The sequence below is a fragment of the Blautia sp. MSJ-9 genome (genome assembly GCF_018919065.1).
Classification (GTDB): domain Bacteria; phylum Bacillota; class Clostridia; order Lachnospirales; family Lachnospiraceae; genus Blautia_A.
This window is the reverse complement of sequence record NZ_JAHLQG010000049.1, coordinates 67,048-82,406: the sequence shown is the minus strand read 5'-3', so window position 1 is coordinate 82,406 and position 15,359 is coordinate 67,048. Positions and strand designations below refer to the sequence as shown.

Sequence of the window (15,359 nt, the reverse complement as noted above, 5' to 3'; positions counted from 1 at the left end):
TGTAACATTTCTTTGCATTCTGTATCGATTCCGTTTTTTAAAACCTTTTTTCTGTATTTTGTACACCAGACAAGATGATACTGCAAGGAATAGACATATCCCCTACCATATGAAAGTTTGTTTTTATCTATATTAAATATATCTTTTTCCATATAAATATTATACCATATGTATTGGTTTGTGTAAACATTTGTTCTGTTGTTTTGTAAAAAAATTTGCGCGTCTAACTCATCACTGGAAGTAACGAGAATGCGACGCGCAGTTATTCAAAATATTATCGTCAAAGACGATTTCAATGAATTTAAACTTGTAAATGCACTAAACAATAGGTAGTCTTGCTACTATCAGATCTTGATGACTCCGAGTAGAAGTCCTGCGAGGAGGCAGACGATGCTGACGCCCCAGATCCAGAAGAAGCAGTTCTTGATATGGTCTTTGATCTCTACATCTGCGAGGCCGATACCAAGGAATGTTGCCGGTACAACCGGGCTGATGAAAGTTGCACAGTTACGGCAGACTACCATAACAATAGCGATGTGTGCCGGAAGTACACCGAAGTTTCCTGCGATTTCAATAAGGACTGGCATTAATCCGAAGAAGAAAGAGTCTGTATCGAACATCAGTGTCAGCGGTACTGCAAGAACACCGATGATCAGTGGCAGGAAGCGTCCCATTGACATTGGAACAAAGCCTGCAAGTACAGTTGCCATGTTGTTCATGATTCCTGTTTTCTCCATTACGCCAAGGAATACACCTGCGCAGAGGATAGTTGAGGACATCATGATGGCCGGGCCTGCATGGGATTTGATGATTTTATTCTGTAAAGATGCACCGCGGAAGTTTACCAGTAAGGCAATGGCACATCCAAGCATAAATACATAGTAAGATGGTACTTTTACAACAATCAGACATGCGATGACTGCCAGTGTCAGGATCAGGTTGAACCAGAACAGTTTTGGTCTTGCATATTCTCTTGTTTCTGTATTTCCGGCAGCTTCGATCTCTACGTTATCTACATCTCCTGCACCGTCCAGATGTGCGATCATGGCAATGATACTTGTCATAAGGGTAACACCTACTACATTGTGGCCTACTTTTTTCATTAATGCACCGATAATCTTATCGAACATTCCTACATCCGTCATGATTCCGAAGAATAATACGGAAAAGATAAATAATGCTGCAGTTGCGTGTACACCTTTGACACCTTCTGCAATGAAGTCTCCCATTTCCTGTACGGAAAAGGTTCCTGTGAGCACCAGAACTGCTGAGGAAGCAGTTGCTACGCTGATGAATGCAAGGGATGGAACGGTTACGTTTTTCAGCAACAGTACGATCACGGTGATGATCGTCGCAAATCCCAGAAGCGCAAGCATTGTCTCATTCATTGTGTTTCTCTCCTTTCGTACCCCTCTGCAGACTCTGTTGTTTTTGCTACATCTGCTGTTCTGCAGTTGGTATCTTTCGTACTTTTATTTGATAAACACAGTATATAGGGACAACCTTACATCCTTACGTGATTCACCTTACAGTTTATTAAGAATCAAAAAAATATATTAATACAAGCCCTGCTCTTTCTGGCATTCCCGCACTGATTCCAGCACATTTCTGTCAGATAGCGGTTTCTCTACATATCCGTTAATAATCCCTTTTTTCTTCGCCTCCACAATCTCTCTGCTGATACTTTCAATGCTTACCAGTTTCAGCATCTTCGGATATTTTCCTGCAATGGACATACAGAAATCTACTCCGCTCTGCCCTTCTATACTTTCCTCGACCACCAGAACATCCGCTTCTTTTTCTGCCAGATTTGCGGAAAGTTCTTCTACTGTCATACAGGTCTGTATCTGCATTCCAATCTTGTCAAAGCTGCGCCGCAGAAGTTCCAGAACCTTGGCATTATCATCTGCAAATACCATTCGGATCTCATGGCGTTCTCCTACATGAACCGTCTCCTCTGGCTGCTCTGCCTGCAGTACCGGCAGTCCGATATGGAAACAGCTTCCCACACCCGGCTGGCTTTCTGCAAAAACATAACCTTTATGTGAAGTGACGATCTGCTCTACCAAAGCAAGTCCCAGGCCGGTTCCTTCTCCACCTTTCTTTGTTGTAAAAAACGGATCAAAAATCTGTCGGAGGGTTTCTTTTTCCATTCCGCATCCGTTATCTTTAATGCTGATATAAATATAATCTTTCCATGTATCCGGAAGTTCTTTATCCAAAAATCCTGCAAGGGTTTCTCTGGAAATCACTTCGCACTTTACATGAATGGTTCCTTCTTTTTTACCAATGGCATGGATAGCATTTACACAGATATTCAGTAATACCTGATTGAGCTGCGTTTTGTTTCCAAGGATATTCTCCTGTTCTACCTGGAGTTCACTTTCCAGATGAACCTGAGGCGGACATACAGATGTGATCATCTTTAATGCACGCTGCATCATCTTTTTGACAGGAATACATTTGTATACAGTTTCAACATTCTTGCGGCTGAGAGAAGAAATCTGTTTTACCACATCCATGGCTTTCTCGGATGCTTCCAGGATTTCTTTTGCACTATCCTGTTCATCGGAGCCTTCCGGTAATTCCATCATCAGAAGTTCCGCATGACCCATGATCGGAGTGAGAAAATTATTGAACTCATGGGCGATTCCACCTGTCATGGTTCCCATGATCTGCAGTCGTTCCTGATGTGCGATCGCATCTTCGCTCTTTTGAACATTCTCCAGAAGCGCGTTCAATTCTTTCAGATTTTTAATCTCTCTGGAGGATTTATGTACAGTTCGCAGCATATCCAGAGCTCTCATGACACCTCTTGCGGATTCGATCGCAGCCATGATCAGGACACTTCCTTCCGGACGTCCGAAATCTTTTTCTGCCTGGATTACTTCTTTCTCTACAATATAAACGTCTTTGGCGCTCTCTGTTTTCGGGATACGGATGGAATCACAGCCGCCTGCTACTGCGCAGCGGATATCTTCTTTCCAGTAAGGGGAGTCCAGACCATTGATTCTGACTACTCGTTCGCATCCTCTGTAGTTAATGGTTCTTAATGCATGAAACAGGGAAAATCTTGCAGCATCTTTCTGGTTCTCAGCAACTGCATCTTCCAGGTCCAGCATAATAGAATCTGGTTTGTAAATATAAGGATCTTTGATCAGGCCCGGTTTCTGTGCGTTCAGGAACATCATGGTTCTTCTTAATCTTTTTTTATTTGGATTGATCATCGGATAGCACCTCCCCATGGTAAATCTTCTGTCTGTAAAACGGAACGGTAAACGGCTGCTTCAATTCTTGCTTTGATGGTGCAGTCCAGTGCACCTTTGTCAACCATTGTTACTTTCGCATTGTCTACACCAAGGTTTTTCAGTGTTTCCAGTGCTACCTTTCTGATCTGATTTCCGTACTGGTTAATAACAGAACTCTCCAGTGAAAATTCAACTTTGCCGTCTCCTTCTTCGATCATTACCTGACAGTCACTGGATTCCAGAGTTCCTGCTACAGCAGGTTTTGTGATTTCCATTTGCTTGTCCTCCTTATTTCTTCTGTGCTTTTTTAGGTTTTGGGTTGGCTTTATTTTTGACTTAACTTTTTCATCTGAGGCTATCATAAGATTGTAACCTTACATGATGAACAGGGTTTATCTTAATATTTATTAAGGTAAATAAATTTCGCAATGGAAACAGGAGACTTACCTGATTCGGTTAAAAAGGCAATTACACTGATTGACAGACTGTGTTCTGTCTTTCATAATATTCTTTATAATCCAGATATTTTATAAAAGGAGGCACTTCTCATGCCAACTCCCCCCATTGAAGTCGATGACACCCTGAAAGAACGAAGCTCTCACGGTTCATTTGAACTTCCTGTAGAAACATACACTGACAACTGCGAAATCTTCCATTCTCTCTATAACCACTGGCATGATGAGATGGAACTGATCTATATTGAATCCGGCAGTGGTCTGGTACGTCTGAATAAAGAAATCATCCGTGTCAAGGCCGGTGACCTGATCATTGTGAACCGTGGCGTTCTCCATGGCATAAAAACAGATCTGAAGAATATCCTTTATTTCAGGAGCATTGTCTTTGACCTGAATTTCCTGTCCGGACCGGCGGGAGATTTATGTCAGGAACGTGTCATTTCCCTTCTGATGGAAAATCAGGCGGAATTTACCCATATTATTTCCAGATCTGATGAGAATTACGGAAATATCTGCCAGCTTTTTGACCGGATCCATGCCTGCCATAAAGAAAAAAAGCCATATTATTTCGTAAAATTAAAGGCTCTGTTCTTCAGCTTTTTCTACGAAATGCTCATGGGAAATTACATCACCCCCGCAGATAAGGAAGAGAACAAAAGTCTTGCTTCTATTAAAAAGATCCTGGACTACATCAACCTTAATTATTCACAGTCGCTGACCGCAGCAGAGCTTACTGCTCTCTCTAATTACAGCGAATACTACTTTATGAAACTGTTCAAGCAATATACAGGCAAGACCCTGATTGCCTACATCAATGACCTGCGCATTGAGAAAGCCAAGCCTCTGCTTCTGCACTCTGACTCCTCCGTCACAGAGATCGCACTGGAAGTAGGCTTCAACAACACCAGCTACTTCATTAAGAAATTCCAACAGGTAACCGGAATGTCTCCTCACAAGTTTCGCAGAAACCTGTCATAAAATCGCAATTTTGTTGTATTTTTTTGAATAGACTGCTGATATAGTTATAGATGTCAGCAAGAGAACTTCTCTTACTGATATAACCAAAAAACAATACACTATTCAAAACTAAAAAAATAAGCAATCTAACTCATAAAAAACACATATTCATTTTCAGAAAGGGAGATTACGATGGAAAATTTAGAAAAGCTCATCTATGACCTGTATAAGAAAAACGCACGCCAGTGCACAAACGAAGAAATCTACAATGCATTATTAATTTATACAAAGAACCAGCTCTTCGAAAGAGGCTATCAGGACGGAAAGAAGAAAATCTATTATATTTCCGCAGAATTCCTGATCGGTAAATTATTGTCCAACAACCTGATCAACCTTGGAATCTACGATGACGTTGCTGCTTTCTTAAAAGAGAACGGCAAGGCAATCGCTGATATCGAAGAAGTTGAACCGGAACCATCTCTTGGTAACGGCGGTCTTGGACGTCTGGCAGCATGCTTCCTGGATTCCATCGCAACTCTTGGACTTCCTGGCGAAGGTATCGGTCTGAATTATCACCTCGGACTGTTCAAACAGCTTTTCGAGGACAGACTTCAGAAAGAAACTCCAAACCCATGGATTGAGAAATATAGCTGGCTTACACCTGCAGGTGTTTCCTATACAGTACCGTTCCGCGGATTCTCACTGAAATCTTCCCTGTACGATATCGATGTTGCAGGCTATAATAACAAATCCATTCATCTGCACTTATTTGACATTGATCTGGCAGATGAATCCATGGTTCACGATGGAATTTCCTTTAACAAAAAGGACATCCTTCACAACCTGACACTGTTCCTGTATCCGGATGACAGCGATGATGACGGACGTAAGCTCCGTATCTTCCAGCAGTATTTCATGGTATCCAATGCCGCTCAGTTCATCCTGGACGAAGCAACAAAGAAAGGCTGCAACCTGCATGACCTTGCAGACTATGCAGTGATCCAGATCAACGATACTCACCCAAGTATGATCATTCCGGAGCTGATCCGTCTCCTTACAGAGCGCGGAATCGACTTCGATGAGGCTGCTGAGATCGTATCCAAAGTATGTGCTTACACAAACCATACCATCCTTGCAGAAGCTCTTGAAAAATGGCCGATGGATTATCTCCTTGATGTTGTTCCTCACCTTGTTCCGATCATCGAGAAACTGGATGAAAAGATCAAAGAGAAATATCCACAGGAAAACGTAGCCATCATTGACAAAAACAATCTGGTTCACATGGCACATATGGACATCCACTACGGATTCTCCATCAACGGCGTTGCTGCTCTGCACACAGAGATCCTGAAAACAAGCGAACTGAAAGCTTTCTATGATATCTATCCGGAGAAATTTAACAATAAGACTAACGGCATCACATTCCGCCGTTGGTTAATGCACTGCAACCATCCGCTGACTGATTACATTACAGAGCTGATCGGTGATGAGTTCAAAAAAGATGCAAACGCTCTGGAAAATCTGCTGAAGTATAAAGATGATGAGGCAGTTCTGAATAAGATTCTTGAGATCAAAACAGAAGCCAAGAAAACTCTGAAAGACTTTATCCTGTCCAACACAGGTGTCAAAATCGACGAAAACAGCATTTATGATATCCAGATCAAACGTCTCCATGAGTACAAGCGCCAGCAGTTAAATGCTCTGTACATCATCAGCAAATATCTGGAGATCAAAGGCGGTAAGAAACCGGCTCAGCCTGTAACCTTTATCTTTGGCGCAAAGGCAGCTCCTGCTTATGTGATCGCGAAGGATATCATTCACCTTCTGCTCACACTCCAGGATCTCATCAAAGATGACCCGGAAGTTGCACCATACATGAAACTTGTTATGGTTGAGAACTACAATGTATCTGCGGCAGAGAAACTGATCCCTGCATGTGATATCTCCGAACAGATTTCCCTGGCTTCCAAAGAAGCAAGTGGTACAGGTAACATGAAGTTCATGCTGAACGGTGCTGTTACTCTGGGAACTATGGACGGTGCTAACGTTGAGATCAGCGAACTGGTTGGTGAAGACAATATCTATATCTTCGGTGAATCCAGTGAGAAAGTTATCGAACATTATGAGAAAGCAGACTACTGCTCCAAAGATATCTATGAGAGCGATGAACACATCAAAGAATGCGTTGATTTCATCGTAAGTGAAAAGATGCTGGAACTTGGCCATAAAGAAAATCTGGAAAGACTGCATCACGAACTGGTAAGCAAAGACTGGTTCATGACACTGCTTGACTTCAATGATTACGTTGAAAAGAAAGATCAGGCTCTGTCTGATTATGCAGACAGAAAAGCATGGGCTAAGAAGATGCTGGTTAATATCGCTAAAGCTGGATTCTTCTCATCTGACAGAACGATCGAGCAGTACAACAACGATATCTGGCACCTGACACCAGCTAAATAATTCAGTAAATATAATATAGAAGCAATATAAAAATCCAACAGCAGGCATTGTATATTCGATGGGATATACAGATGTCTGCTGTTTTATGTTCACCGCAGTACAATCTTTCCTGGAGGGTCTATTATGTCATAGGCAATTATGAAGTAGTTTTCTATGATATAATAAAAATCTCCCGATACGTTTATTTTAAAAATGTACCAGGAGATTTCTGTTTTTATTTATCAAATCATTCAAATACAGATTTGAAATACTGTTGCAGACCTTATTTATCTTTATATATCTTTATAATATGCCGGTGAAATCACATCTGCTTCCTTGCAGGAGCAGCCATTTTCATAGCTGTCACAGCAGTCACAGTTTGAACAATACATATGCGTATCCGGAATATAGAACAATCCACCATAAAGCGGTGATGTCCTCAGTTCCTTTGACTCTTTCTTACTGTTCGCAAAGTGGATTCCATTAGAAATCAGCATATTCTCCGGTTCATACTGGGAAAAGTCGAAGTAATGTCCCTGTGTTCCGTGATGCGGTACTTTGATACACCAGTAATGTTCATATAACGGCAGTTTTCCGTCGTAGTTCTCAGCGATCATCTTCATATGCTCCGGCTGGGCATCCCCGGTAAATAACAGGTTCAGTTCTCCGTCATGGGCATTCTGGAAGATAATGCTGATCTTATGTTTAAACTGTCTGAGGTTTACTTTCTTTTCATTCAGATAATTTAGCAGTTCTTTAAATTCCGGAATTGCTTTAATTCTTCTAAATTCTCTGTCATACACATATGCCAGAGAAATTTTCTCCTGTTCTTCTTCAGACTGTACTCTTCCTTCTTCTGTCATAGACCAGACGATCTTACGCAGTTTCTCTGCAAACTCCAGCAGAACAACCATCACCTCAGTGAATCTCTCATCTTTGATGAGCTGATCATATACTTCATCTGTTTCTTTCTGAATGATATCCACATCCGGCCACAATGCCTGATATTTATTCTCAAAAAGTTTCCCTCTACTGAGAAGTTCCACATTCTGTTTGTTCTCCAGAAGCGCATCCACCAGTGCAAACAAACTGACCTGACGACTTGGAAGTCCGGATTCCTTTAACAGATCTGCCAGAAGCAACAATACCAATGTTCTGCTCATTTCCTTCTTTGAGAAAACATCCGGAAGATAAATCCTGCCAAAATCAACAGAAATATCTTTCTTCTTCATCATATAAAGCAGACCTGACAGATGATCCATATGAAAATGTGTCAGGAGCAGATTCTTACTGCTGATCGTTGATAAATCTGAAATGATCAGATCAAATATTTCTCTTCTGGGACGTCCCTCTATCCTGCTGTTGTTGGTTCCGAAATCCACCAACAGACTTTTCTTTCTGTCCCGGAGGCAGAAGCAGTCTCCGAAACCTACATTATACATTCGTACTTTCATTCTTTTCCCTCTTATGTGCTGATAAAATCATTTGCTTCCATTTAATACTTCATTTGGTTATGAGCAAGTAGCAAACCGAATTACGAATATCCGCCTGACGCACTTACTCTCCAGACACAAACAGTTCAAACTGCCTCTCTATTATCCCATATTATCCTTATTTAAAATAAAATGGTTTTTCTTATAACTGATAATGCCCTCTTTCTGCATCTTCGACAATTCTGCAGACAATGCACTTCTGTCTACAGCGAGGTATTCTGCCAGCTGCTGTCTGTTAAATGGGACAATGATATCGTTGCTGTCCTGCTTCCCTGCCTCACTTGACAGATAGGCAAGGACTTTTCCCCGTATCGTCTTCTTACTAATCTGATCAATCTTTCTGGTAAGTGTAAGATTCTTCTTTGCCAGAATTCCTACAAGATTCTCTACCAGTCTGCGATGGAAATCACAGGCGGAAGTACAGGTCTGCAAAACTCTGTGAGCATTCAGCATTAATACCTGTGTTTCTTCTACTGCTACGGCACTGATCAGAAGCGGCATCTTTTCCATACATGCATATGCTTCACCGAATAACTGACCTTTCTCAAATCCTGCAAGGATCTGGCGTTCGCCCCAGTAATCGTCATTGATAACCTGAACTTTTCCCTCCAGGATCATCCCGAAATGCTCCGTCACTTCTCCCACCTGGAAAATATATTCTCCCTTTTGGTATGTCTTAACAGCGGCATTCAGGCACTCCAGCAGGCTCTTTATTTCTTCTTTTGTAAATCCCCGAAACAAACGGGATCTGCACAAAAAGTCTGTATCTATCATAGAATTCCTTTCGGATACTTTTATTACTTTGTTGTAAATACAACAGCTGATTTTATTTTAATATAGGAAAATAGGAAATGCAAGGGATTGTTGTTTATGTTATTATTATAAACAAGGAATTTGAAAAAGCCATGAAATATCCGGCCTTAGCTTTTCCTGCTATTAAATCAAAATAGTGAAACAATTGCCGACAGATTATGAATAACAACTTGAACAAAAAATAATATACAAGAAATGGAGTTAATAAATATATGACAAAACAGGAACTGGCCCTCGAGGTCATTGACAGATTAAAGAAAGAATATCCGGATGCAGACTGTACTCTGGATTATGATAACGCATGGAAATTACTGGTAAGCGTGCGCCTGGCAGCTCAGTGTACAGATGCCAGAGTCAACGTAGTTGTTCAAGATCTTTACGCAAAATATCCTACTGTGGAAGCACTTGCAAATGCAGATGTTGCAGATATCGAGGCAATCGTGCGTCCATGCGGTCTGGGTAAAAGTAAAGCAAGAGATATCAGTGCCTGTATGAAAATTCTGCATGAACAGTATCATGATAACGTACCGGATGATTTCAATGCACTGCTGAAGCTCCCGGGTGTCGGCAGAAAGAGCGCCAATCTGATCATGGGTGACGTATTCGGCAAACCAGCGATTGTTACAGATACACACTGCATCCGTCTCTCCAACCGCATCGGTCTGGTAGATAATATGAAAGAACCTAAGAAAGTAGAGATGGCTTTATGGAAGATCATCCCGCCGGAAGAAGGCAACGATCTCTGCCACCGTCTGGTCAACCACGGACGTGATGTCTGTACTGCCCGTACCAAACCTTATTGTGACAGATGTTGCCTGAATGATATCTGTGCCAAAAACGGCGTAGACTAACCCTGCAAATTCTGCTCCAGACTGGCGAAGAAGAGTTCATAGAAATCGTCTTCGCCGGCCAGTTTCGGAGAGTTCTCTCCACCACCATTGGTGCTTCTTCGCATCGTAGCATAGAATTCTTCTCCGGCTGTTATCAGATCCATCTCATAAATCTGATATCCCAGTTCCCGACACTTTGCACAGAAAGCAGCAAGCGGCTGTTCTGCCTTTCTGGTGTCCATCAGTTCCTGCCAGATGTTGTGGTCTTTCAGTGCCTTTTCTCTTAATTCGTCTAACATTACTCCGATTTCCATAATAACATTCCTCCTTTTACTGTTTTTATCAAATAACTGTTCAACATTTTCACTGAAACAAATCAGACTCCATTGAGAATCGTTTTTAACATTCTCATACAAAATTCCTCGCTAAACAGTTACTTCATCAACTCATAATAAAAAATATACTGCTGCATCACGCCCCGGCAGCCTTTATAACGTCTGTTTGGAAAACCTCGTTTATAATGGGCATCCAGTGCCTGACGGATGTGAGTATCTACAGGAAACGCATCCAGCTGGTGCAGTCCGAAAAGACAGATACAGTCAGCTACTTTCTCACCAACTCCATATAGCCCCAGAAGTTCCTTTCGTGCAGTTTTATAAGTCATATCGTACAGACTGTCAAGAGAAATATCTCCGAAACAGACTTTTCGTGCTGTGTCCAGCACATATTTCGCTCTGTAACCCAGATTACACTCCCGAAGCTGTTCTTCTGTTGCTGAAGCCAGTGCTTCTGCAGTTGGAAACGCATAATATTCTACGCCTGTACTGCTTATTTTTCTTACTCCAAATTCCCGGCTGATATTTTCAATACACTTCTTTATTCTTGTAATATTATTCTGCTGAGAAATCAAAAAGGAAATGATCATCTCCCACAGATCCTGCTGCAGAATGCGGATTCCACTTCCCATCTCTCCTGCTGTTGTCAGGTATTTATCCCTTGGATTAATCTTGTTTATGTATTCGCTGTAATCACAGTCCAGATCAAAATACCGGATCCAGAAGAAGATAAAGTCCTGTTCCGGGCAAAAGAAATTGACAATCCCTCTCTCCTGAGTCAGTTCCAGATATTTATCTCCCGCGATTACCCGGTAGCGGTCATCACCGATCAGATCCATCCGGAAGCACTGTCCGGACCTGCAGATCTGCCCCAGATCAAAATTGTCCATTTCTATTGTCAGCATATCGTAATCCCCTCTGTAAAATTGCAAAACCACCAGCATATCTTCGCAGCTGATCACTTTTTATTCTTGATGTATATATGAATGTATTATATACTATTCTAAGTATAAACGTAAACCAGAATACAGAAAAAATAACATTATACTTACAACCAGAAAGGGGTTCTTACCAATGAAATTTATATATCCTGCGGTTTTCCGCAAAAATGAAGAAGGCAGATACAAAGCATTTTTCCCGGATCTCGCATGCTGCGAAGCAGAAGGCGATACTCTCGACGATGCGATCGATAATGCAAATGAAGCAGCTTATAACTGGATCTATGCAGAAGTAATGGAAGATGAGATGGATCTCCCGGCAATCTCTGATGAATCCGACCTGGATCTCCAGGAAGGAGATGTTGTAAGAAACATTCAGGTCAATATCCGCATGTATGACGGATGGGATGAATAATACTACTTAAAAACATACAAACCAAAATTCCATTGTTGCAGACAATCTGAAATGAATTTGGGCCACGTTACTGAGAATGGAATGAACAATAACGATTACAGAAAAAAAGCTTCGCTATGTTACAATAACAGCAACATCAACGAAGCTTTTTTATTATATTTAAAACTGTTCAGACACGCTTCGGCGTACTATCTGCAAAACAATCTCAGCCTTTGTTTTGCAGCTTCAAAAGGAGGTTTTTACTATGAAAGCAAGAAGTTTTAAAAAGTTTTTTGTAAGCATCGCTCTCAGTGCAGTTCTTACGTTTTCAACCGCAGCTACAGCTTTTGCAGCAACTGCTCAGCTTATGCCTGTCGAACAGTCTGCTGAATTATCTCCGGAGCAAACGGATATTCCTTCTGTCGATGATTCCAATGCCCAGGCTGCTGGTGTTTCTTACCTTACCTCTGATTCAGGTATCAAACAGATTGCCGCTTCTGAGAATTCTGTAACTGTCCAGTGGAATCCGGTCACAAATGCTGCGAAATTTGCGATCAGCATCAGCCCTTTCAGCTCCGGTTCCTACAAACTGCTCGGCTACTTTGACAACAGCCGCAATAAAGCAAAGATCAATAAGTTAAAAGCCGGCACAGCCTACAAAGTAAGGATCACAGCTTTAACCTCATCCGGAACAGCGATTTCATCACGCATAGCCGGATGCACAACCCTTTACTCCAGCGTAACTGTCAAAACCTCTTACGCATCCACAGGCGGTTATACCTTTAACATGAACACTGTAAACCCGGCAAACTCTATCTCAGGTTATAAAGTTATATATCAGAGTTCTGCCGCCCACAAACTTATCACCAAATACTATACCAGACCATCCTTTACCCTACCGTTAAACAAAAACACCTTTTATCAGGTAAAGATTTATCCTTATCTTCTCCTGAATAACAAACGCTACGTAACCACAACCCCGACTACCCGATATATTTCCATGGGCATCGTTCTAAAAAAAGCCGGAAATACCAGCAGTACTATGAGCGTAAAATGGAACAAAGTCGCAGGTGCAAACAACTACTCCGTTTACGTGAAATATCCAAACTCCAGTTCCTACAAGAAAGTAAGAACAACAACAGCTACCTCATTTACCCTTACCAACATGACCAAAAACGTCAAGTACGGAATCAAAGTTATCGCAAACAAAAAAGCCAATGGAAAAACCTGGACCTCTGCATCAAATGCCTATACAATGTCCCTCACAGGGCGTTAAAATGACAGTTTTTTTTCACTAATAACTATTGAATTACTGTTCACTCCATGCACAGTAAATACTATTGCTACATCAATTCAAAAACTGATTTACATATTGACTTTCTCACATCAGAGTGTTACAATGTGGACAATTAAGACAAGGGGAGCTTGTGTAAACAGGCTGAGAGTAAGCTGTATTGCTTTAACCCATAACCTGATTTGGATAATGCCAACGTAGGGAAAGTTATAGTTCTTCCGGACTGCAATATGCTTGTTGGCGTATTGCAGTTTTTCCTTTTTTATTCGAAAATTTCCAGAAGATATCGTATATATTTCTTACTGGATCGAGGAGTTTAACCCTCTCTGATCTCATCAATCCTTCTCTGATCCGGGCTCCCCTTTCTTAATCATACAGACCGGGGGCACCACTCTCTGTTAATCCAGTAGTTTACTTAAGAACTTACGAATATGCGCAGGTGCAAGTCCCTGCTATATGCAGGAGGCGCAGTTCATTTCGCGTTACTGTACCAGCATTTTGTAATGGCTAAATGTGTACAGCAACAGCAGCCCACAGTGCAGGGCAAGGAGGAAAAAATGACACATTACACAACACAGATGGACGCAGCGCGTCACGGAATCATTACACCACAGATGGAGATCGTAGCAGAAAAAGAGCATTTTGATGTGGATGAATTAAGAGAACTGATCGCAAAAGGACAGGTTATCATTCCCTGTAATAAGAATCATAAATGCATCAGTCCAAGTGGAGTCGGTGCAAAACTGACAACAAAAATCAATGTAAATTTAGGTGTTTCCAGAGACTGGAAAGACGTTGATATGGAATATGAAAAGGTACATTCTGCAGTGGAAATGGGTGCAGAAGCGATCATGGATCTCAGTTCCTACGGCGATACCAGAAGTTTCCGCCGCAAGCTTACTTCCGAATGTCCTGCGATGATCGGTACAGTTCCAATCTATGATGCAGTAGTCTATTATCACAAAGCACTTGGCAAAATCACTTCTGAAGAATGGATTGATATTGTACGTATGCATGCAGAAGATGGTGTTGATTTTATGACTATTCACTGCGGTATGAACCGTGCAACTGCAGCACGTTTTAAACAAAATAAGCGTCTCATGAACATTGTTTCCAGAGGTGGTTCTATCATGTTTGCATGGATGGAAATGACCGGACAGGAGAACCCGTTCTATGAGCATTTTGATGAAATTCTGGACATTTGCAGAGAGTATGATATTACTTTAAGTCTGGGTGATGCATGCCGTCCGGGATGCCTGGCAGACGCTACAGATACTGCACAGATTGAAGAACTGATCACTCTGGGCGAGCTCACTAAACGCGCATGGGAAAAAGATGTTCAGGTTATGATCGAAGGTCCTGGACATATGCCGATGAATCAGATCGCTGCTAATATGGAAATTCAGAAAACACTGTGTCATGGTGCTCCTTTCTATGTACTTGGACCTCTTGTAACGGATGTTGCTCCAGGATATGACCACATCACTTCCGCAATTGGAGGTGCAATTGCTGCCTATTCCGGTGCTGCTTTTCTGTGCTATGTAACACCTGCCGAACATCTTCGCCTGCCGAATGCTGCTGATGTAAAAGAGGGAATTATAGCTGCAAAAATTGCTGCTCATGCTGCTGATATTGCCAAGGGAATTCCTGGCGCTGCTGACTGGGATTATAAGATGAGTGAAGCGAGAAAACGTCTTGACTGGGAAGAAATGTTCAAACTCAGCATGGATCCGGAAAAGGCAAGACGCTACCGTGCAGAAGCAAAACCTGAAAAAGAAGATACCTGCAGTATGTGCGGTAATTTCTGCGCTGTTAAGAATACAAACCGTATTCTGGATGGTGAGATTGTTACTATTTTTGATGAATAATACGATGAATAGTTCTGATTATTGTTTACATTGTAAATCATCAGGAATTATATTATCTGATGAAAATATATGAAACAATACTGAATATTACATCTGCTATCATACATATTTCATCTGGTTTATTGCTTTTATAAAGATAATTTTGCCATAGTTTTTATCTCTTTAAGAGCACAAAAAAATCCACAGTTTAACATCTTATTTCAAAGCTCCAGGCGGATAAGATCATCTGCTTCGCTGCTTGCTTAATTTGATTAAACTGTGGATTTTTATTTTCAAATTTTTATTATATCTGCAA

Annotated in this window: 14 protein-coding genes, 1 pseudogene and 1 riboswitch; of the genes and pseudogenes, 6 read left to right on the top strand and 9 right to left on the bottom strand. The window is 41.4% G+C overall.

The window, feature by feature from the left end; all coding sequences use genetic code 11:
* From KQI87_RS17390 to citD, 5 genes and pseudogenes are all read right to left on the bottom strand, one after another.
* A partial coding sequence (locus KQI87_RS17390; protein WP_216458472.1) for a transposase occupies window positions 1–152 on the bottom strand: 152 nt, incomplete at its 3' end.
* A gap of 192 nt (window positions 153–344) precedes the next feature.
* The gene (locus KQI87_RS14240) at window positions 345–1,388 is read right to left on the bottom strand and encodes an SLC13 family permease (protein ID WP_216460704.1); all 1,044 of its coding nucleotides are present in this window, start codon (window positions 1,386–1,388) and stop codon (window positions 345–347) included.
* Window positions 1,389–1,556: 168 nt separating this feature from the next.
* Window positions 1,557–2,663: a sensor histidine kinase gene (locus KQI87_RS17050; RefSeq protein WP_334300746.1), complete on the bottom strand. Its 1,107-nt coding sequence runs from the start codon at window positions 2,661–2,663 to the stop codon at window positions 1,557–1,559.
* Between the two features lie 126 nt (window positions 2,664–2,789).
* Window positions 2,790–3,227, bottom strand: a pseudogene (locus KQI87_RS17385) (HpcH/HpaI aldolase/citrate lyase family protein); the annotation flags it as partial.
* A complete protein-coding gene (gene citD / locus KQI87_RS14230; RefSeq protein WP_216460703.1) occupies window positions 3,224–3,523 on the bottom strand; it encodes a citrate lyase acyl carrier protein in 300 nt (99 codons plus the stop codon). The pseudogene KQI87_RS17385 and the gene citD, both read right to left, overlap by 4 nt.
* 273 nt (window positions 3,524–3,796) lie before the next feature.
* Here citD and KQI87_RS14225 point away from each other — a divergent pair, with 273 nt between their 5' ends.
* Both KQI87_RS14225 and KQI87_RS14220 read left to right on the top strand, forming a co-directional pair.
* Window positions 3,797–4,681, top strand: coding sequence for an AraC family transcriptional regulator (locus KQI87_RS14225; RefSeq protein WP_216460702.1), 885 nt, complete (start codon window positions 3,797–3,799; stop codon window positions 4,679–4,681).
* A 171-nt stretch (window positions 4,682–4,852) separates the two neighbouring features.
* Window positions 4,853–7,120, top strand: coding sequence for a glycogen/starch/alpha-glucan phosphorylase (locus KQI87_RS14220; protein WP_216460701.1), 2,268 nt, complete (start codon window positions 4,853–4,855; stop codon window positions 7,118–7,120).
* A 272-nt stretch (window positions 7,121–7,392) separates the two neighbouring features.
* On the opposite strand, the gene KQI87_RS14215 is transcribed toward KQI87_RS14220, so the two are convergent.
* Both KQI87_RS14215 and KQI87_RS14210 read right to left on the bottom strand, forming a co-directional pair.
* Window positions 7,393–8,553, bottom strand: coding sequence for an MBL fold metallo-hydrolase (locus tag KQI87_RS14215; RefSeq protein WP_216460700.1), 1,161 nt, complete (start codon window positions 8,551–8,553; stop codon window positions 7,393–7,395).
* Window positions 8,554–8,694: 141 nt separating this feature from the next.
* On the bottom strand, window positions 8,695–9,366 hold the full coding sequence (locus KQI87_RS14210) for a Crp/Fnr family transcriptional regulator (protein ID WP_216460699.1): 672 nt from the start codon (window positions 9,364–9,366) through the stop codon (window positions 8,695–8,697).
* A gap of 251 nt (window positions 9,367–9,617) precedes the next feature.
* Between KQI87_RS14210 and KQI87_RS14205 the strand changes: the two genes are divergently transcribed.
* Window positions 9,618–10,256, top strand: a complete 639-nt coding sequence (locus tag KQI87_RS14205) for an endonuclease III domain-containing protein (protein WP_216460698.1) — start codon at window positions 9,618–9,620, stop codon at window positions 10,254–10,256.
* Here KQI87_RS14205 and KQI87_RS14200 read toward each other — a convergent pair.
* Both KQI87_RS14200 and KQI87_RS14195 read right to left on the bottom strand, forming a co-directional pair.
* On the bottom strand, window positions 10,253–10,549 hold the full coding sequence (locus tag KQI87_RS14200; protein ID WP_216460697.1) for a hypothetical protein: 297 nt from the start codon (window positions 10,547–10,549) through the stop codon (window positions 10,253–10,255). The genes KQI87_RS14205 and KQI87_RS14200 overlap by 4 nt on opposite strands.
* A 119-nt stretch (window positions 10,550–10,668) precedes the next feature.
* On the bottom strand, window positions 10,669–11,475 hold the full coding sequence (locus tag KQI87_RS14195; RefSeq protein WP_216460696.1) for a DNA-3-methyladenine glycosylase family protein: 807 nt from the start codon (window positions 11,473–11,475) through the stop codon (window positions 10,669–10,671).
* Window positions 11,476–11,644: 169 nt separating this feature from the next.
* Between KQI87_RS14195 and KQI87_RS14190 the strand changes: the two genes are divergently transcribed.
* The 3 genes from KQI87_RS14190 to thiC all read left to right on the top strand — a co-directional run bounded on the left by KQI87_RS14190 (window position 11,645) and on the right by thiC (window position 15,064).
* Window positions 11,645–11,923 carry a type II toxin-antitoxin system HicB family antitoxin gene (locus KQI87_RS14190; RefSeq protein WP_216460695.1) on the top strand — a complete coding sequence of 93 codons (279 nt, stop codon included), beginning with the start codon at window positions 11,645–11,647 and terminating at the stop codon, window positions 11,921–11,923.
* Between the two features lie 244 nt (window positions 11,924–12,167).
* The gene (locus KQI87_RS14185; protein ID WP_216460694.1) at window positions 12,168–13,178 is read left to right on the top strand and encodes a fibronectin type III domain-containing protein; all 1,011 of its coding nucleotides are present in this window, start codon (window positions 12,168–12,170) and stop codon (window positions 13,176–13,178) included.
* A gap of 131 nt (window positions 13,179–13,309) precedes the next feature.
* Window positions 13,310–13,418, top strand: a riboswitch (TPP riboswitch).
* A gap of 335 nt (window positions 13,419–13,753) precedes the next feature.
* A complete protein-coding gene (gene thiC / locus KQI87_RS14180; protein ID WP_216460693.1) occupies window positions 13,754–15,064 on the top strand; it encodes a phosphomethylpyrimidine synthase ThiC in 1,311 nt (436 codons plus the stop codon).
* Window positions 15,065–15,359: the final 295 nt, after the last annotated feature.

Bases quoted from the DNA above. Each gene is read 5' to 3' on its own strand.
- KQI87_RS14240 (WP_216460704.1), bottom strand. From the start codon at position 1,388: ATGAATGAGACAATGCTTGCGCTTCTGGGATTTGCGACGATCATCACC.
- KQI87_RS17050 (WP_334300746.1), bottom strand. From the start codon at position 2,663: ATGACAGGTGGAATCGCCCATGAGTTCAATAATTTTCTCACTCCGATC.
- citD (WP_216460703.1), bottom strand. From the start codon at position 3,523: ATGGAAATCACAAAACCTGCTGTAGCAGGAACTCTGGAATCCAGTGAC.
- KQI87_RS14225 (WP_216460702.1), top strand. From the start codon at position 3,797: ATGCCAACTCCCCCCATTGAAGTCGATGACACCCTGAAAGAACGAAGC.
- KQI87_RS14220 (WP_216460701.1), top strand. From the start codon at position 4,853: ATGGAAAATTTAGAAAAGCTCATCTATGACCTGTATAAGAAAAACGCA.
- KQI87_RS14215 (WP_216460700.1), bottom strand. From the start codon at position 8,553: ATGAAAGTACGAATGTATAATGTAGGTTTCGGAGACTGCTTCTGCCTC.
- KQI87_RS14210 (WP_216460699.1), bottom strand. From the start codon at position 9,366: ATGATAGATACAGACTTTTTGTGCAGATCCCGTTTGTTTCGGGGATTT.
- KQI87_RS14205 (WP_216460698.1), top strand. From the start codon at position 9,618: ATGACAAAACAGGAACTGGCCCTCGAGGTCATTGACAGATTAAAGAAA.
- KQI87_RS14200 (WP_216460697.1), bottom strand. From the start codon at position 10,549: ATGGAAATCGGAGTAATGTTAGACGAATTAAGAGAAAAGGCACTGAAA.
- KQI87_RS14195 (WP_216460696.1), bottom strand. From the start codon at position 11,475: ATGCTGACAATAGAAATGGACAATTTTGATCTGGGGCAGATCTGCAGG.
- KQI87_RS14190 (WP_216460695.1), top strand. From the start codon at position 11,645: ATGAAATTTATATATCCTGCGGTTTTCCGCAAAAATGAAGAAGGCAGA.
- KQI87_RS14185 (WP_216460694.1), top strand. From the start codon at position 12,168: ATGAAAGCAAGAAGTTTTAAAAAGTTTTTTGTAAGCATCGCTCTCAGT.
- thiC (WP_216460693.1), top strand. From the start codon at position 13,754: ATGACACATTACACAACACAGATGGACGCAGCGCGTCACGGAATCATT.